The following is a 17,310-nucleotide window of genomic DNA, read 5'->3' as shown; positions in this document are numbered from 1 at the left end:
GCGCCCCCCGTTCCGAGATCGTCCGGACAGTATCCGGCCCCGGCGCGGCGGGTCCCTCCCCTACCCCTCCACCGCGTACGGCACGAACGTGCTGGCGTGTTCGTCGACGGCGAGGACGCGGCCGAGCGGGGGGACCGCCCGCTGGGGGCAGTCCAGGCGTTCGCAGACGCGGCAGCCCATGCCGATCGGGGTGGCGGCGGCCCTGTTGTCGAGGTCGAGGCCGTCGGAGTAGACCAGCCGGGAGGCGTGGCGCAGTTCGCAGCCGAGGCCGATGGCGAAGGTCTTGCCCGGCTCGCCCCAGCCGCCGCGGTGGCGGGTCACGGTGCGGGCGGTCCACAGGTAGCGCTGTCCGTCGGGCATGGCCGCCACCTGGACGTGGATGCGGCCGGGGGCGGCGAAGGCCTCGTAGACGTTCCAGAGGGGGCAGGTGCCGCCGGCGCGGGAGAAGTGGAAGCCGGTGGCGGACTGGCGCTTGGACATGTTCCCGGCCCGGTCGACGCGGACGAAGGAGAACGGCACCCCGCGCAGGCGCGGGCGCTGGAGGGTGCTGAGGCGGTGGCAGACCGTCTCGTAGCCGAGGCCGAAGCGGTCGGTGAGGCGCTCGACGTCGTAGCGCGTCTCCTCCGCCGCGGCGTGGAAGGCGTGGTACGGCAGGACGAGCGCGGCGGCGAAGTGGTGGGCGACGCCGATGCGGGCCAGGGACCAGGTGCGGGAGCCCTCCTCGTAGTCCTCGGAGGCGTACGCGGAGAGCAGGGCGTCCTGTTCGAGCAGGGCGAGCTGGGTGGCCATGCGGAAGGCCTGCTGGCCGGGGCGCAGCCGGGGCGAGAGGTGCAGGATGCGGGCGGCGGGGTCGTAGCGGTGGAGCTGCCGGTCGGCGTCGGAGGCGATCCGGACGCCGTGGCGCTCGTCGAGCCGGGCGGCGAGGGTCCGGCGGACCTCGCCGGGACGGACGCCGATCTCCTCCGCGAGCTCCTCGGCCGCGAGGTCGGCGTCGTGGAGGTAGTTGCGGCGCCGGTAGAAGAACTCGCGGATCTCCTCGTGCGGCGTCCGGGCGCGCGCCGTGTCCGGGGCGGAGGCGTCGCCGCGGTCGCCGCTCAGGGCGGCGAGGCGCTCGGTGAGGGCCTGGCGGCCGCGGCCGAGGTCGAGGAGGACGGCGGCCACGTGCGGCAGCCGGGAGGCGAGTTCCGCGAGGTCGGCGGCGGAGAGCGCGGAGCGGTCGAGTTCGTCGGCGAGGGTCTCGCGCAGGTCGGCCAGGAGCCGGCCGGTGTCCCGCTCGGAGAAGAAGTCGGGGTCGACGCCGAACGACTCGGTGACCCGCAGCAGGACGGGGACCGTGAGGGGCCGGGTGTCGTGCTCCATCTGGTTCAGATAGCTGGGCGAGATCCGGAGCACCCTGGCCAGGTCGGCCTGGCTCAGCCGGCGCTCCTCGCGCAGCCGCCGCAGCCGCGCCCCCGCGTAGATCTTGCTCACGGCTGTTCCCCCTCGGACGTGCTCCCGGGGCCCCAGCCTAGGTCACCGCCCGCCCGTCCGGGGCTTCGCAGACTTGGCAAAACGAGGCCGGAAGATTCGCAGAAGTTGGCATCCGGCCATGGTTGATGGCACGGAGTGCCACTGCGAAAGTCGAACCACGGCCCGCCGGTGACCCGGCAGGAGGCGGAGTCCGGGGCACGGCTCATGCCCTGACGTCGTAGGACCCGGTCGTCTGCGTCCGGGGTCCGGCGGGCCGTTCGTCACCTCGTACGGAGCTTCGCGGGCCTTCGCAGAGCTTCGCAAAGTTCGACACTCCCCGGGAGGGACCATCATGGCGCAGGCAGGAAACCAGGCGGCCGAAGAGCTGGCGCGGCAGTGGGCCACGGACCCCCGCTGGAAGGGCATCGAGCGCACCTACACCGCCGAGGACGTGGTCCGGCTGTCCGGCAGCGTCCGCGAGGAGCACACCCTCGCCCGGCGCGGCGCGGAGCGCCTGTGGCGGCAGCTGCACGAGCTCGACTACGTCCACGCGCTCGGCGCGCTGACCGGCGGCCAGGCCGTGCAGCAGGTCCGGGCCGGGCTCCAGGCGATCTACCTGTCCGGCTGGCAGGTCGCCGCCGACGCCAACCAGGCCGGCCACACCTACCCCGACCAGAGCCTCTACCCGGTCAACTCGGTGCCGCAGGTGGTCCGCCGGATCAACAACGCGCTGCTGCGCGCCGACCAGATCGCCACCGCCGAGGGCGGCACCGACACGACGGACTGGCTCGCGCCGATCGTCGCCGACGCCGAGGCCGGCTTCGGCGGCCCGCTGAACGCCTTCGAGCTGACCAAGGCGATGATCGCGGCCGGCGCGGCGGGCATCCACTACGAGGACCAGCTCGCCTCCGAGAAGAAGTGCGGCCACCTCGGCGGCAAGGTCCTCGTGCCCACCTCGCAGCACGTCCGCACCCTCAACTCGGCCCGGCTCGCCGCCGACATCGCCGGCACCCCGACGCTGATCATCGCCCGCACCGACGCCCTCGCGGCGAACCTGCTGACCAGCGACGTCGACGAGCGGGACGCCGAGTTCACCACCGGCGAGCGCACCGCCGAGGGCTTCTACCGGGTGCGGAACGGCATGGCGCCGGTCATCGCCCGCGGCCTGGCCTACGCCCCGTACGCCGACCTCATCTGGGTCGAGACCGGCACCCCGGACCTGGCGCAGGCCCGCGAGTTCGCCGAGGCGATCCACGCCCGGTACCCGGACCAGCTGCTGGCGTACAACTGCTCGCCGTCCTTCAACTGGAAGGCGGCCCTGGACGACGACCAGATCGCCAAGTTCCAGCGCGAACTGGGCGCCATGGGCTACAAGTTCCAGTTCATCACCCTGGCCGGCTTCCACTCGCTCAACCACGGCATGTTCGACCTGGCCCGCGGCTACGCCGAGCACGGCATGACCGCGTACGTCGACCTCCAGGAGCGCGAGTTCGCCGCGCAGGAGCACGGCTTCACCGCCGTCAAGCACCAGCGCGAGGTCGGCACCGGCTACTTCGACCTGGTCTCCACCGCCGTCAACCCCACCTCCTCCACGACCGCGCTCGCGGGGTCCACGGAGGAGGAGCAGTTCCACTAGGGGGTGTCCGAGCCGCGGGGGCGGGTGTCCACGTCACCCGTCCCCGCACCCCTCTCCGCACCCCCGCTCCTCCTCCTTCTCCTCCTCCTTCTCCTCCTCCTTCTCCCCCCGCGCCACCCGCTCCCCCTCAGGAGACACCGATGACCACCAGCGCCGTCCCGACCCGCCAGGTCCGCGTGCTCGCGGCCCCGGGCGACCGCCACGACGAGATCCTCACCGCCGACGCCCTGGACTTCGTCGGCCGGCTCGCCGCCGCCTTCTCCGAGCGCCGGCGGTGGCTCCTGAAGGAGCGGCGCCGGCAGGCCATCCGGCTCGCCACCGGCTCGCCGCTCGACTTCCCGCTCGTCACCTCCTCCGTGCGCGCCGACCCCACCTGGCGGGTCGCCCCGCCCGCTCCCGGGCTCGCCGACCGCCGGGTGGAGATCACCGGCCCGCCGGAACGGCGGGCGGCGGTCGAGGCGCTCAACTCCGGTGCCAGTGTGTGGATGGCCGACTTCGAGGACGCCACCGCGCCCACCTGGGAGAACGTGGTCGGGGGCCAGGTCGTGCTGCTCGACGCGGTCGAGCGGCGGCTCGCCTTCACCACCGACGAGGGCCGGGAGCACCGGCTCCGCGACGGCCGGCTGCCCACGATCGTGGTCCGGCCGCGCGGCTGGCACCTCGACGAGGAGCACCTGGAGTTCGACGGCGGCCCGGTGCCGGCCGCGCTCGTCGACTTCGGCCTGTACTTCTTCCACTGCGCCCGGCGGCAGATCGACGCCGGGTACGGCCCGTACTTCTACCTCCCCAAGCTGGAGAACCGGTACGAGGCGCGCCTGTGGAACGACGTGTTCCTGCTGGCCCAGGAGCTCCTGGGCATCCCCCGGGGCACCGTCCGCGCCACCGTCCTCATCGAGACGATCACGGCCGCGTTCGAGATGGAGGAGATCCTCCACGAGCTGCGGGAGCACGGTTCGGGGCTCAACGCGGGCCGCTGGGACTACCTGTTCAGCCTGATCAAGACCTTCGGCCACCGCTCCGACTTCCTGCTGCCCGACCGGGCGAAGGTGACGATGACGGCGCCGTTCATGCGGGCGTACACCGAACTGCTCGTGCGCACCTGCCACCGGCGCGGGGCCCACGCCGTCGGCGCGATGGCCGCCCAGGTCCCGGCCGGGGACCCGGCCGCGAACGAGGCCGTGCTCGCCACCGTCCGCCTGGAGAAGGAGCGGGAGGCGGAGGACGGCTTCGACGGCTCGTGGGTGGCCCACCCGGGTCTGGTGCCGGTCTGCCGCGAGGTCTTCGACGGGGTGCTCGGGGAGCGCCCGCACCAGCTCGACCGGAGCCGCGAGGACGTGCGGGTGACCGCCGGGGACCTGCTCGCGGTGCGGCGGATCGGCGGCCCGCCGACCGAGGAGGGGGTCCGCACCAACATCGCCGTCGTCCTCCGCTACTACGACGCCTGGATCCGGGGCAGGGGCTCCGTCGTCCTCGACGGCCTGATCGAGGACGCCGCGACCGCCGAGATCGCCCGCGTCCAGATCTGGCAGTGGCTCCGGCGCCGGGTCCTGGAGCGCGACGCCGTCCTGGAGCTGCTCGACCGGGAACTGGAGGCGCTCGGCGCCGAGTTCCCGTGGGCGGCGCCCGACGAGGTGCGGGAGCTCTTCGAGAGCACCGCGCTCGCCGCCGAACTGCCGCTCTTCTTCACCCCGGAGGCGTACTCCCGCCACCTCGTCCGGACCGTCACGACCGCGGACGTGACGGCGTGAGCGGCGGCGCGGGCGCCGGTCCGGGCGGTGGCATCCGGCGCGTCGGCGTCGTGGGCGGCGGCCAGATGGGCGCGGGGATCGCCGAGGTGTGCGCGCGGGCCGGACTCCCCACCGTGATCTGCGAGGCGGACGGCCGGGCGGCGCGCGCCGCCCGCGAGCGCGTCGCCGTCTCCCTCGAACGGGCCGTGCAGCGGGGCAAGTCGGACCGCCCTTCCGCCGAGGCCGCGCTCGCCCGGATCACGGCCACCGCCGAAATGGCCGACCTCGCGGACCGGCAGCTCGTCGTCGAGGCCGTCGTCGAGGACCCCGCCGTCAAGACCGGGGTGTTCGCCGCGCTCGACAAGATCGTCACCGATCCGGCGGCGGTCCTCGCCACCAACACCTCCTCCCTGCCGGTCATGCGGCTCGCCATGGCCACCGAGCACGCCGACCGGGTCGTGGGGCTGCACTTCTTCAACCCGGTGCCCGTGCTGCCGCTCGTGGAGATCGTCACGACCCTCCACACCTCGGCGGCGACGACGGCCGCGGTGACGGACTTCGCGACCCGCACCCTGGGCAAGACCGCCATCGGCTCCCGCGACCGGGCCGGGTTCGTCGTCAACGCCCTGCTCGTCCCCTACCTGTTGTCCGCGATCCGGATGACCGAGTCGGGCTTCGCGTCCGCCACGGACGTCGACCGGGGCATGGAGCTGGGCTGCGCCCACCCGATGGGGCCGCTGCGGCTCGCGGACCTGATCGGGCTCGACACGGTCGCCTCCATCGCGGACTCGCTGTACGAGGAGTTCAAGGAGCCCCTGTACGCGCCGCCGCCGCTGCTCCTGCGGATGGTGGAGGCGGGGCTGCTCGGCCGCAAGAGCGGCCGGGGGTTCCACACGTACGACCGGGCGGAGACGCCCGGACGGCCGGCCTGAGGGGGCCGGCGCCCGCCGCCGGGGACGGGCCCGGTGGAGGGTCCACGAGAGGACCCGGCGGCGGTACGGCGAGGGGCCGGGGACGGGTGGTGCCGTCCCCGGCCCCACTGCCGTGCCCGGCCCCGGTCACCCGTCCGTCCCACCCCTTCGTCCGAATGGCGAGATACCCGCCCCCGCTCCCGGAACGGACCCCGTAGGCTGGCCCGGCAGCTGGTTCGCCCCGTCCGCCAGGCGGGATGCGTCGCAAGAGGGAACCCGGTGGGAATCCGGGACTGCCCCGCAGCGGTGAGCGGGAACGACCGCCGTCATACGCACTGGGCCCGGGAAGGGTCTGGGAAGCGACGGCCAGTAGGTGTCCGCCGGACGAGTCCGGTGGGCGTGCCCGCGAGTCCGAAGACCTGCCCGTTGCCCGCACGCGGACGATTCCGCGCGCGGACATCCCGGTGACCTCGAGGGCGGGTCGGCGCACATACCAGGCGGACGAACCGCGCCCCGCCGCGCGTTCCCGTCCCGCCCGGTCCGTCGCCCCTTCGCGCCCCCGTCCCGTCACCGGGACCTCAGGGATTCATCTCGCGAAGGAGATCTCCGTGACCACGAAGTCCGCAGCCGCGGCAGCACGGGCCACCGTGTACGGCTACCCCCGCCAGGGCCGCGACCGGGAGCTGAAGAAGGCGGTCGAGGGCTACTGGAAGGGCCGCGTCACCGCCGACGCCCTCCGGGCCACCGCCGCCGAACTGCGCCGAACGAACTGGAAGCAGCTGGCCGGGGCCGGCGTCCACGAGGTGCCGACCGGCGACTTCTCGTACTACGACCACGTCCTGGACACCACCGTCATGGTGGGCGCGATCCCCGCGCGGCACCGCGAGGCCGTCGCGGCCGATCCCCTGGACGGCTACTTCGCGATGGCGCGCGGCACGCAGGACGTCGCCCCGCTGGAGATGACGAAGTGGTTCGACACCAACTACCACTACCTGGTCCCGGAGCTGGGCCCCGGCACGGTCTTCACCGCCGACTCCGGCAAGCAGGTCGCGGAGCTGGAGGAGGCCCTCGCCCTGGGGCTGACGGCCCGCCCCGTCCTCGTCGGGCCCGTCACCTACCTGCTGCTCGCCAAGCCCGCGCCGGGCGTGCCCGCCGACTTCGACCCGCTGACCCTGCTCGACCGGCTCCTGCCGGTGTACGCGGAGGTCCTCGCGGACCTGCGCGCGGCCGGCGCCGAGTGGGTGCAGCTCGACGAGCCCGCGCTCGTCCAGGACCGGACCCCGGCCGACCTGAACGCCGCCGCGCGCGCCTACCGCGACCTCGGCGCGCTCACCGACCGGCCGAAGCTCCTCGTCGCCTCGTACTTCGACCGGCTCGGCGACGCCCTGCCCGTGCTGGCCAAGGCCCCGGTCGAGGGCCTCGCGCTCGACTTCACCGGTCCGGCGGCGGCCAACCTGGGCGGGCTCGCCGCCGTCGGCGGCCTGCCCGGCAAGCGGCTCGTCGCCGGTGTGGTCGACGGCCGCAACATCTGGGTCAACGACCTGGAGAAGTCCCTGTCCGTGCTGGGCACCCTGCTCGGCCTGGCCGACCGGGTCGACGTCTCCGCCTCCTGCTCCCTGCTCCACGTGCCGCTCGACGCGGCGGCCGAGAAGGACGTCGACCCGCAGATCCTGCGCTGGCTCTCCTTCGCGCGGCAGAAGACCGCCGAGATCACGACGCTGGCCGGGGGCCTGTCCCGGGGCACCGACGCGATCGCGGGCGAGCTGGCCGCCAACCGGGCCGCCCTCGCCTCCCGCGCGAACTCCCCCATCACCCGGAACCCGGCCGTGCGCGCCCGCACCGGGGCCGTCACCGGCACGGACGCCCGCCGTTCGCAGCCGTACCCCGAGCGGGCCGCCGCCCAGCGCGCCCACCTGGGCCTGCCGCTGCTCCCGACCACCACCATCGGCTCCTTCCCGCAGACCGGCGAGCTGCGCACCGCCCGCGCCGACCTGCGGGCGGGCCGGATCGACACGGCCGGGTACGAGGAGCGGATCCGGGCCGAGATCCAGGAGGTGGTCGCGTACCAGGAGAAGACCGGCGTCGACGTCCTGGTGCACGGCGAGCCCGAGCGCAACGACATGGTGCAGTACTTCGCCGAGCAGCTCGACGGCTACCTCGCCACCCGGCACGGCTGGGTCCAGTCGTACGGCACCCGCTACGTCCGCCCGCCGGTGCTCGCCGGGGACGTCTCGCGGCCCGGGCCGATGACGGTGCGCTGGACCTCCTACGCCCAGTCGCTCACCGCCAAGCCCGTCAAGGGCATGCTGACCGGGCCCGTCACCATGCTCGCCTGGTCCTTCGTCCGCGACGACCAGCCGCTCGGCGAGACCGCCCGGCAGGTCGCCCTCGCCCTGCGCGACGAGGTGGGCGACCTGGAGGCGGCCGGCACCTCCGTCATCCAGGTGGACGAGCCGGCGCTGCGCGAGACGCTGCCGCTGCGGGCGGCCGACCGCCCGGCGTACCTGGCGTGGGCGACCGAGTCGTTCCGGCTCGCCACCAGCGGCGTACGGCCGGACACCCAGGTCCACACCCACATGTGCTACGCCGAGTTCGGCGACGTCGTCCAGGCCATCGACGACCTCGACGCCGACGTCATCAGCCTGGAGGCGGCCCGCTCCCACATGCAGGTGGCCCGCGAGCTCGCCGCCCACGGCTACCCGCGCGAGGCCGGTCCCGGCGTCTGGGACATCCACTCGCCCCGGGTGCCGAGCGCCGAGGAGGCGGCGGCCCTGCTGCGCACCGGTCTGGAGGCGATCCCCGCCGAGCGGCTGTGGGTCAACCCCGACTGCGGTCTGAAGACCCGCGCCTGGCCGGAGACCCGGGCCTCCCTGGAGAACCTGGTCGCCGCCGCCCGCACCGTACGGGAGGAGCTGTCCGGCTCGTGACGGGAACCGAGGGGGCCGGGGCCGCTCGCCCGGCCCCCTCGGCCGGGCCCCGCACGGGCCGGCCGACCGGCCGCCGGGCCCCCGGCCGCCCCGTCGCGGGTGCGCGCGCGTAGCGTGGGGTACACGTCGGCTCCATAAGCCCCTGACCTCCGGAGACCCGCCTGTGTCCAGCGTCGCACCCACCCGCACGTCCGTCGTGGAGTCCCTCATGGAGCGCTTCCCGGGGATTCCCCGGGAGGCCGTGTTCAAGGAGGACCTGCTGCGCGGCGGGGTCGCCTTCGACCCCTCCGCCCTCTCCGGCAACGAGGGGGGCGAGGTGAAGCCGAAGTCGTACTTCATCTTCTCCTTCGACCACCGGACGCTGCCGGAGCTCGGGGAGGCGGCCCTGAACCGCCCGCCGGAGGAGATCGTGCTGACCGGCGGCCCCTACGGGCTGCGCCGCACGGTGGTGTCGGTGCGGGTGAACCCGTCCTCGCCGTACCGGGTCGCGCCGGACGAGGACGGGGCGCTCGCGCTGTTCCTGGACGGGTCGCGGATCGCGGACGTCGGCCTGCCGCCGATGCCGGAGTACTACCGGCACCCGCTGTCGAACGGCAAGTCCGTGATGGAGGTGGCGCCGACGATCCAGTGGGGCTACCTGATCTACCTGACGGTCTTCCGGGTGTGCCAGTACTTCGGCGCCAAGGAGGAGTGCCAGTACTGCGACATCAACCACAACTGGCGCCAGCACAAGGCGGCGGGCCGCCCGTACACCGGGGTGAAGCCGGTGGACGAGGTCCTGGAGGCCCTGGAGATCATCGACCGGCACGACACGGCCCGCGCGTCGACCGCCTACACCCTGACCGGCGGGGCCGTCACCTCGAAGGTCGGCGGGAAGGACGAGGCCGACTTCTACGGGCAGTACGCGCAGGCGATCGAGGAGCGCTTCCCCGGCCGCTGGATCGGCAAGGTGGTCGCGCAGGCCCTGCCCAAGGCGGACGTGCAGCGCTTCCACGACTACGGCATCCGGATCTACCACCCGAACTACGAGGTGTGGGACCGGCGCCTGTTCGAGCTGTACTGCCCCGGCAAGGAGCGCTACATCGGCCGGGACGAGTGGCACCGCCGGATCCTGGACTCGGCGGAGGTCTTCGGGCCGCGCAACGTCATCCCGAACTTCGTCGCCGGGGTCGAGATGGCGCGTCCCACGGGCTTCCTGACCGTGGACGAGGCGATCGCCTCCACCCGGGAGGGCCTGCGGTTCTTCATGTCGCGCGGGATCACGCCCCGGTTCACCACCTGGTGCCCGGAGCCGACGACGCCGCTGGGCCGCGAGAACCCGGACGGCGCCCCGCTGGAGTACCACCTGCGGCTCCTGGAGGCGTACACGGAGACGCTCCGGGAGAACAACCTCACCGCCCCGCCCGGCTACGGTCCGGCCGGTCCCGGGCGCGCGGTGTTCTCGGTCAGCTCCTTCATGGACGCGCTGACGCCGGAGCCCGGCGAAGGGGAGTGAGGGGGCCCGGCCGTCCCCAGGAAGCGGACGTGGGGGCGGCCGCCGGGGTCCGGGCGCGTCACGGCGGCCCGGACCCGGTAGACGTCCGCGATCAGCTCCTCCGTGAGCACCTCCTCCGGCGTGCCGCCGGCCACCACGCGCCCGCCGGAGAGGACCACGAGCCGCTCGCAGTGCATCGCCGCGAGGTTGAGGTCGTGCAGGGCGACGACGGCGGTGAGGCGCAGGCCGGAGACCAGTTCCATGAGGTCCAGCTGGTGCTGGACGTCGAGGTGGTTGGTGGGCTCGTCGAGGAGGAGTTCGCGCGGCTCCTGGGCGAGGGCGCGGGCGATCTGGACGCGCTGGCGCTCGCCGCCGGAGAGGGTCCGCCAGGGCTGGCGGGCGCGGTCGGTGAGCCCGGTGCGGGCGAGGGCGGAGCGGACGGCGGTCTCGTCCGCCGCCGAGGGCGGGGTCCAGGCCCGGCGGTGCGGGACGCGGCCGAGGCGCACGACGTCGAGGACGCTCAGGTCGGTCCGGGTGTCGGACTGCTGCTCGACCGTGGCGAGGCGCCGGGCGACGGTCCTGCGGCCGAGTCCGGCCAGCGGGTCGCCGTCGAGGGTGACGATCCCGGCGTCGGGGGCGAGGACGCCGGCGAGGAGCCGCAGGAGCGTGGACTTGCCGGAGCCGTTGGGGCCGAGGAGGCCGGTGACGGTCCCGGGGACGGGGGCGACGCTGACGCCGTCGAGGACGAGGGCGCCGCCGGCGGTGCGCGAGACCCGGTCGGCGCGCAGGCCCGCGTCCTTTCGGGTGGGGGTCATCGCGTGCTCCTCGTGCTTCGCGTGCGGTAGAGGACGAGGACGAAGGCCGGTACGCCGATCAGCGAGGTGACCACGCCCACCGGGACCTCCTGGGGGTCGAGGACGGTGCGGGCGAGCGTGTCGGCCCAGACGAGGAAGACCGCTCCGGCCAGGGCGGTGACCGGCAGGAGCCGGGCGTGCCCGGGGCCGGCGAGCGCGCGGGCGGCGTGCGGCAGGACGAGCCCGACGAAGCCGATGGCCCCGGCGGCGGAGACCAGGGCGGCCGTCAGGAGGGCGGTGACGCACAGGAGGACGAGCCGGGTCCGGGCGACGGTGACGCCGAGGGAGGCGGCGGCCTCCTCGCCGAAGGCGAACGCGTCCAGGGTCCGCGCGTGTCCGAGGCAGGTCGTCAGGGCCGCCGCGAGGACCGCGAGGCACACCCACACGTCGGTCCAGCCGGCCCCGGCGAGCGAGCCGAGCAGCCAGAAGAGGACGCCCCGGGTGGTCTCCGCGTCGGCGGCTGTCATCACCACGAAGGAGGTGAGGGCGGAGAAGAGCTGCATGGCGGCGACGCCGGAGAGGACCACGCGGTCCGTCGAGCCGCCGAGGGTGTGGCTGAGCAGCAGCACGAGCGCGAAGGAGCAGACCGCCCCGAGGAACGCGCCGCCGGTGACGGAGAGGAGTCCCCCGCCGAGCCCGAGGACGACGACCGCGACCGCGCCGGTCGAGGCGCCGGAGGAGACGCCCAGGACGAAGGGGTCGGCGAGCGGGTTGCGCAGCAGCGACTGCATCACCGCGCCGCAGAGGGCGAGCCCGGCGCCGCAGGCGGCGGCCAGGAGGGTGCGGGGCAGCCGCAGGTCCCACACGATCCCGTCCCGGATCGGGGAGAGCGCCGGGGCGCCGCCGCCGAGGTGGGCGGCGACCGTCGCCCACACGTCGGCGACGCCGATGCGGGCCGGTCCGATGGTGATCGCCACGGCCACCGATACGGCCAGGAGCGCGAGTCCGGCCGCCGTCCACAGCAGGGCCGCCGCTCCCTTCCGTACCGAGGCGGCCGCCGGAGGGGCGGGGGTCACTTGGCGAGACCGTACGAGCGGAGCGCGGCCGCCACCTTCTCGACGGCCTCGACGGTGCGGATCGTGGGGTTGAGCGCCTGGCCGCTGAGGAGCACGTACCGCTTGTTCCTGACCGCCGTCATGGTGCGGGTGACCGGGTCGGACTCCAGGAACTCGATCTTCTTGGCGGCGCTCTCGGCCGACTGCGAGCGGCGGGTGAGGTCGCCGATGACGAGGACGTCGGGGTCGCGGTCGGCGACGGTCTCCCAGTTGATCTGGGGCCACTCCTCCTTGGTGTCGTCGAAGACGTTCTTCGCGCCGAGTTCGCGGGAGACGATGCCGGGGGCGCCGCAGCAGCCCGCCATGTAGGGCGCCTCGGAGTTGGCGAACCAGTAGAGGACCGTGGCGTCCTCGAAGCCGCCGCCCGAAGCGGCCTTCGTCACACGGGACTTGAGCTGCGCGACGAGCTTCTCGCCGCGCTCCGGGACCGCGAAGATCCGGGCCAGGTCGCGGATCTCGCCGTAGACCGTCTCCATGGTGAGCGGCCGGACGCGGACGCCGTCGCCGTCGCCGCTGTTGTCCTTGCCGACGCAGTCGGTGGGCGAGAGGTACGTGGGGACGCCGAGCTTCTCGAACCGCTCGCGGGTCGCCACCCCGCCCTTGCCGAGGGTGTACGTGAAGGAGGCGGCGGCGAAGTCGGGTTCGGCGTCGAGGACCTTCTCGAAGGAGGGGTAGCGGTCGGCGAGGCGCGGGACCTTGGCGTTCTCCTTCTCAAGCCCCTTGAGGACGGGGTCCGTCCAGGTGCCGGTGCCCACCATGCGGTCGGCGAGGCCCAGGGAGAGCATGATCTCCGCCGCGCCCTGGTCGAGGGCGACGGCCCGTTCCGGCGCGCGCTCGACGCGGACGGGCCGTCCGCAGTTGTCGTCGAGGGTGACGGGGTGTCCGGTCTTCGCCTCCCCGGCGCCGCCCGCGGGCCGGACGGGGGCGGGGGTGGTCCCCACGCCGCAGCCGGTCGCGGTCAGGAGCAGGGCTCCGGTCAGGAACAGCACGGCGGAGCGGACGGGGTGTGCGAGCGGCACGGGACTTCCTCTGCGGCCACGGCTCATACGCGGAGCCTGTCGTACGGTGCTCCCCGGGCGGGCGTGCGCCGGGGCCGCCAGCAGGTCTTCGGACTCGGGGTCGGCCGGACGGGGCGCCTTCCCGGGCCGTCGTCGCCGCCCAGTGGCCGATGCTCCGCCCGTCGCCCTCACCGCTGCGCGTCAGTTCCGGTCTTCCACCGGATTCCCCGACCCGTGCACGCACCCGTTCGGGCGCGTACAAAGGTGCGACTGGCCTCGGCACAGTACCACCGGCCCGGGGAGCCTCCCCGGGGCGCGGTGGGCGTCAGACGCGCAGCTCCTTGGCCTCGAAGCGGCCGTCCCCGAGGACCAGGACGAAGGAGACCTGCTGTCCCTCCGAGACGGTCCGGCTCTCGTCCTCGATGTCCTCCGCGCTGAACCAGACCTGCTCCTCGGAGCCGACGGGGACGACGAACCCGTATCCCCCGAGACGGTTGAAGGACTGCACGAATCCCTTGCTCCTGCCTTCCACGGCGGCCTCCTCCTCGGCGTCGGCGACGCGGGCGAGGGGTGTGCCGGGCGGGTCCGGCCGTGTCCGCGTCTCAGGGGAGGTGTACCCCGCCGGCCCGCGCTTCGCCCGTCGGCGTCCGCGGGCCGACGGGTCGTGCGCGAGCACCCCGGAGGATCTCGTAGAATATTCAACAGAGGTCCGGTGCCGAAGATCCCCCGTGTTCGGCACCGGGCCTCGTCGCGCGTCCGGCGCGGTCCGGGGCGCTCCTCAGCCGCCCGGATAGGCGATCCTCGCCGTGATCCTGGCGATGCGCGCCGCCGTCTCCGAGGGGGAGGCCACCGGCTGGACGATGTGGCTGACGGTGAGCCGCACGACCGTCTCGACGGCGAGGCCGCGCGACTCCACGTCCACGTCGGGCCAGGCCTCGGTCGCGTACGCGTCGAGCATCGTCATCGCCGTGCCGAAGACCGGTTCCGTGCGGGTGGTGAGATAGGCGAGGAGGTCGTCCTCGCCGCCCCGCGCCGCGACCAGGACGCTCTTGATGAGGGGGTTGTCCACGGTCTGCTGGAGCGTGTAGCCGACACCGGCCGCCGCCGCTGCCTCCAACTCTCCGCGATGCGCGTCGAGTTCGCGCTCGATGCCGATCAGGAAGCCCTCCAGCTCGCGCTGGACCAGGGCGTTGCCGATGGCCTCCTTCGCGCCGAACTCGTTGTAGAGGGTCTGACGGCTGATGCCGGCGGCCCGCGCGATGGAGGTCATGCGCAGCCCGCTCCACCCCTCGGCGGCGACGAGGCGGTAGGCGGCGTCGAGCACCTGCTCGCGCAGCAGGGACCGGACGCTCTCGCGGAAACGTGTCATCGTGCCCCCACTTTATCGACCGGGAACCGCCCGGAGGAGGGGCGTGCGAGGAGGTCTCCGGCCGGGCCGGGCCCCGGTCCCGCACGGGTTCAGAGCCCGGTGCCGCCCGTCACGTCCACGTACTGGCCGGTGATCCAGCGGGCGTCGTCGGAGGCGAGGAAGGCGACCACGTCCGCCACGTCGGCGGGCGTCCCGATCCGGTTGAAGACCGAGAGCGCGGCGAGGGCGGCGCTCGCCTCGGGCGTCGCCCGGCGCCGCGCGTTCATGTCCGTCGCGATGTAGCCGGGGGCCACGGCGTTGACCGTGATCCCCCGGGGCCCCAGCTCCTTGGCGAGGGCGAGGGTCATCGTGTCGACGGCCCCCTTGGTCATCGCGTACGTCACGGAGTCGGGGAAGGCGCGCTTCGTCACCACCGAGGAGACGTTGACGATCCGGCCGCCGTCGCGCAGCCGGTCGAGGCCCCGCTGGACGAGGAAGAGCGGGGCCTTCACGTTGATCGTGAACAGCCGGTCGAAGACCTCGGGGGTGAGCTGGTGGACGCGGCCGGAGCCGCTCGCGCCCGCGTTGTTGACGAGGACGTCGAACCCGGGGCCCTCCCCCAGCTCCGCGAGGCCGGCGTCCAGGGCGGCGTAGAAGACGTCGACGGCGTCCGGCGCCGCCAGGTCCGCGCGGAACGGGAAGGCCCGGCCGCCCTCGCGCTCGACGGTCGCCACCGTCTCGCGGGCCGCCGCCTCGTCGCTGCCGTAGTGCACGGCGACCAGTGCCCCGTCCCGGGCGAGCCGCTGGGCGATGCCTCTTCCGATGCCCCGGCTCGCCCCGGTGACGATCGCGGTTCTGCCGGCCAGCGCGGACATGTCGGTGGTGCCTTCTCTCGGTGCGTTCGGTGCGTTCGGTGCGTTCGGTGCGTTCGGCTCGGGGCCGGTGCCGGTGTGGCGGCCGTCGTCGGTCAGGAGGTCCGGTGCCGGTCAGGAGGTCCGGTGCCCGGCCGCCGGGACGGGGTCGAGCGTATTCCGGTACCACTCCAGGTGCTCCACGACCCCCTCGGCGAAGCCCGGCCCCGGGTCGCGGTCCGGCTCCCGCCAGGGCCGGTCGTCGGAGAACCAGTGGTCGACGGCGAGCATGTCGAGGTGGTGGACGGCGAAGGGGTGGGCCGCCAGGAGGGCGCGCGCCTCCGCGACGCCGAGGGCCGCCCCCCGGCGCGGCCCGGCCCGGTGGGCGAGCAACTCCTCGCCCACCGCGATGAGTTCCCCGACCGGCACCGGGTCGGGGTGGTTCACGTGGTACGGGCCGGGGCGGGTGTGCGGCGAGAGGGCGGCGGCGAGCAGGGCCCGGGCCAGGCTCCCCACCTCGATCAGGGAGTGCAGCGAGGTGCCGCCGACCAGCGGGCCGGGCAGCGCCCCGAGGAGCTTGACGAGGCCGGGCAGCAGCTGCCGGTCCCCGGTCCCGTACACGAGGTGGGGGCGCAGGACGGTCCCGCCGGCCTCCATGACGTGCCGGTCGCCCGCCGCGCGGGTGCGGCTGGTGGCCGAGACCGGGGCGATCGGCAGGGTGCCGGGAGCGGCGGCGCGGAAGGGGCCGCGGCCGTGGACGGAGGCCGTGCTCAGGGCGACGATCCTGGTCACCCCGGCGCGGACGGCCGCGTCGACCAGGGCCCGGGTGCCCTCGTCGTTGACGGCGCGGGCCGTCTCCTCGTCCCCGCCGATCGCGGAGGCGCAGTGGATCAGCACGTCCGCCCCCTCGCAGGCCCGGCGCAGGGAGCCGGGGTCGCGCAGGTCGCCCCGGACGGTCTCGACCGCCGGGGCGGACCCGGGTCCGGCGGCCGGCGGGTCGAGCGGGCCGCGGACGAGCAGGCGTACGGGCCCGGCCTGCGCCGTCGTCGCGGCGGCCGCCACCCGGCCGCCGACGAAGCCGGACGCGCCGGTGATCAGGATGCGGGGAGCCTTCGTCATCGTCCCGGCCGCTCAGCCCGCGAGCCGGACGCAGGGGCCGGCCACCGCCGGCTCCCGGGACGGGGAGGCGAGCGTGCAGAGGAAGACGGGGTCGCCGTCCTGGTGGCCGGTGACGCGGACGGTGGTCGCCGGCTCGCCGGGGGCGGTCACGGTCTCGGCCTCGATCCAGCAGGGGGTGTCGAGCTCCACGTAGCGCGAGAAGGAGAGCTCCATGCCGACGGGGAGGTAGTCGGTGCTGCCGGTCTCCAGCATCGCCGCCTGCCGGGCCGCTTCGAGGAGGAGCATCCCGGGGACGTGGTCGTTCGGGCGGCGGAAGAGCGTGGGGTGGGCGGTGTTGATCCGCAGCTGCCACCGGCCGGGGCGGTCGCCGGGGCCCAGGACGACGTCCCTGGCGTCCTCGCGGCCGACCAGGTGCGGGGCCATCGGCGGTATGAGGGGGACCGGGCGGCCGAGGGCGGCCATGCGCTCGCCCCGCATCCTGCGGTACGCCGGTGCCGAGGTGCAGCGGATCGTGCCGCCGCCGGTCGAGAGCGGGCGGCCCTCCCGGCTCAGGACGACGTCGACGCGCAGGTTCCGCACCCGGCTCGCGCGCCCGTCGTGGCCGGGGAAGGAGAGGTCGGCGGTGATGTCGGGGGCGGAGCCGTCGAGGGCGAGCGCCTCGGGATCGGCGGTGTAATACAGGTCCCACATGACGAACTGATCGTCCACGGGTACCCCGAGTCCCGCGTGAACCACGAGCATGGTGGCCTGACGCATCGTCTCGGCCACCAGGACCGGGTCGTGCCGGCCCCCTGTCGCCGGGGAGAAGAAGGGATGCGAGGCAGGCCAGCGGGCGGAGACGGAGTACCGGTCGTCCCCCGACCGCGTCCAGCCCGTGGGGATGATGTCGGCCGGGTCGTCGCGGTGGACGAACTCCCCGGGGACGGGCGCCGTCACTCCTCGGTGGTGCTGTTCCATCGCT

The 17,310-nt window shown here is 74.3% G+C and carries 14 protein-coding genes and 2 riboswitches; of the genes, 5 read left to right on the top strand and 9 right to left on the bottom strand.

Annotation, left to right across the window (positions count from 1 at the left end; translation table 11 throughout):
* Positions 1-60: 60 nt before the first annotated feature.
* Complete coding sequence (locus ADL08_RS09760) at positions 61-1,470, bottom strand: short-chain fatty acyl-CoA regulator family protein (protein ID WP_053641675.1); 1,410 nt, start codon at positions 1,468-1,470, stop codon at positions 61-63.
* 331 nt (positions 1,471-1,801) lie between these two features.
* Between ADL08_RS09760 and aceA the strand changes: the two genes are divergently transcribed.
* The 5 genes from aceA to ADL08_RS09735 all read left to right on the top strand — a co-directional run bounded on the left by aceA (position 1,802) and on the right by ADL08_RS09735 (position 10,145).
* Positions 1,802-3,085, top strand: a complete 1,284-nt coding sequence (gene aceA, locus ADL08_RS09755; RefSeq protein WP_053641674.1) for an isocitrate lyase — start codon at positions 1,802-1,804, stop codon at positions 3,083-3,085.
* 140 nt (positions 3,086-3,225) lie between these two features.
* Positions 3,226-4,833 carry a malate synthase A gene (aceB, locus tag ADL08_RS09750; RefSeq protein ID WP_053641673.1) on the top strand — a complete coding sequence of 536 codons (1,608 nt, stop codon included), beginning with the start codon at positions 3,226-3,228 and terminating at the stop codon, positions 4,831-4,833.
* Positions 4,830-5,744, top strand: a complete 915-nt coding sequence (locus ADL08_RS09745) for a 3-hydroxybutyryl-CoA dehydrogenase (protein WP_078968282.1) — start codon at positions 4,830-4,832, stop codon at positions 5,742-5,744. The genes aceB and ADL08_RS09745 overlap by 4 nt, the downstream gene beginning before the upstream one ends.
* Positions 5,745-5,989: 245 nt before the next feature.
* Positions 5,990-6,144, top strand: a riboswitch (cobalamin riboswitch).
* Between the two features lie 187 nt (positions 6,145-6,331).
* Positions 6,332-8,650, top strand: a complete 2,319-nt coding sequence (metE, locus tag ADL08_RS09740; protein ID WP_053641672.1) for a 5-methyltetrahydropteroyltriglutamate--homocysteine S-methyltransferase — start codon at positions 6,332-6,334, stop codon at positions 8,648-8,650.
* Between the two features lie 208 nt (positions 8,651-8,858).
* A complete protein-coding gene (locus tag ADL08_RS09735) occupies positions 8,859-10,145 on the top strand; it encodes a radical SAM protein (protein WP_053641702.1) in 1,287 nt (428 codons plus the stop codon).
* Here ADL08_RS09735 and ADL08_RS09730 read toward each other — a convergent pair.
* From ADL08_RS09730 to ADL08_RS09695, 8 genes are all read right to left on the bottom strand, one after another.
* Positions 10,058-10,939, bottom strand: a complete 882-nt coding sequence (locus ADL08_RS09730) for an ABC transporter ATP-binding protein (RefSeq protein ID WP_078968281.1) — start codon at positions 10,937-10,939, stop codon at positions 10,058-10,060. The two genes, ADL08_RS09735 and ADL08_RS09730, sit on opposite strands and share 88 nt — an antisense overlap.
* Positions 10,936-11,994, bottom strand: coding sequence for an iron chelate uptake ABC transporter family permease subunit (locus ADL08_RS09725; RefSeq protein ID WP_053641671.1), 1,059 nt, complete (start codon positions 11,992-11,994; stop codon positions 10,936-10,938). The genes ADL08_RS09730 and ADL08_RS09725 overlap by 4 nt, the downstream gene beginning before the upstream one ends.
* Positions 11,991-13,052 (bottom strand): ABC transporter substrate-binding protein, encoded by a 1,062-nt coding sequence (locus tag ADL08_RS09720; RefSeq protein ID WP_234352075.1) that lies wholly within the window; start codon positions 13,050-13,052, stop codon positions 11,991-11,993. Before ADL08_RS09720 ends, ADL08_RS09725 begins: the two co-directional genes overlap by 4 nt.
* Positions 13,053-13,134: 82 nt before the next feature.
* Positions 13,135-13,260, bottom strand: a riboswitch (cobalamin riboswitch).
* Positions 13,261-13,356: 96 nt separating this feature from the next.
* Positions 13,357-13,563: a cold-shock protein gene (locus ADL08_RS09715; RefSeq protein ID WP_053641701.1), complete on the bottom strand. Its 207-nt coding sequence runs from the start codon at positions 13,561-13,563 to the stop codon at positions 13,357-13,359.
* Between the two features lie 246 nt (positions 13,564-13,809).
* Entirely contained in the window at positions 13,810-14,400 is a 591-nt protein-coding gene (locus tag ADL08_RS09710) for a TetR/AcrR family transcriptional regulator (protein ID WP_053641669.1), read from the bottom strand.
* Positions 14,401-14,489: 89 nt separating this feature from the next.
* The gene (locus ADL08_RS09705) at positions 14,490-15,254 is read right to left on the bottom strand and encodes an SDR family NAD(P)-dependent oxidoreductase (protein ID WP_053641668.1); all 765 of its coding nucleotides are present in this window, start codon (positions 15,252-15,254) and stop codon (positions 14,490-14,492) included.
* Positions 15,255-15,365: 111 nt separating this feature from the next.
* Complete coding sequence (locus ADL08_RS09700) at positions 15,366-16,349, bottom strand: NAD-dependent epimerase/dehydratase family protein (RefSeq protein WP_053641667.1); 984 nt, start codon at positions 16,347-16,349, stop codon at positions 15,366-15,368.
* Positions 16,350-16,361: 12 nt separating this feature from the next.
* Positions 16,362-17,306 carry a ScbA/BarX family gamma-butyrolactone biosynthesis protein gene (locus ADL08_RS09695; protein WP_053641666.1) on the bottom strand — a complete coding sequence of 315 codons (945 nt, stop codon included), beginning with the start codon at positions 17,304-17,306 and terminating at the stop codon, positions 16,362-16,364.
* Positions 17,307-17,310 lie beyond the last annotated feature (4 nt).

This window comes from Streptomyces sp. NRRL F-6492 (assembly GCF_001280125.1).
In the GTDB taxonomy this organism is placed as follows: domain Bacteria; phylum Actinomycetota; class Actinomycetes; order Streptomycetales; family Streptomycetaceae; genus Streptomyces.
The sequence above is the reverse complement of the archived record's forward strand: the minus strand, read 5'-3'. Positions and strand labels throughout refer to the sequence as shown.

Coding starts and splice junctions, on each gene's coding strand:
- aceA (WP_053641674.1), top strand. CDS start 1,802: ATGGCGCAGGCAGGAAACCAGGCGGCCGAAGAGCTGGCGCGGCAGTGG.
- aceB (WP_053641673.1), top strand. CDS start 3,226: ATGACCACCAGCGCCGTCCCGACCCGCCAGGTCCGCGTGCTCGCGGCC.
- ADL08_RS09735 (WP_053641702.1), top strand. CDS start 8,859: ATGGAGCGCTTCCCGGGGATTCCCCGGGAGGCCGTGTTCAAGGAGGAC.
- ADL08_RS09730 (WP_078968281.1), bottom strand. CDS start 10,939: ATGACCCCCACCCGAAAGGACGCGGGCCTGCGCGCCGACCGGGTCTCG.
- ADL08_RS09710 (WP_053641669.1), bottom strand. CDS start 14,400: ATGACACGTTTCCGCGAGAGCGTCCGGTCCCTGCTGCGCGAGCAGGTG.
- ADL08_RS09705 (WP_053641668.1), bottom strand. CDS start 15,254: ATGTCCGCGCTGGCCGGCAGAACCGCGATCGTCACCGGGGCGAGCCGG.
- ADL08_RS09700 (WP_053641667.1), bottom strand. CDS start 16,349: ATGACGAAGGCTCCCCGCATCCTGATCACCGGCGCGTCCGGCTTCGTC.
- ADL08_RS09695 (WP_053641666.1), bottom strand. CDS start 17,306: ATGGAACAGCACCACCGAGGAGTGACGGCGCCCGTCCCCGGGGAGTTC.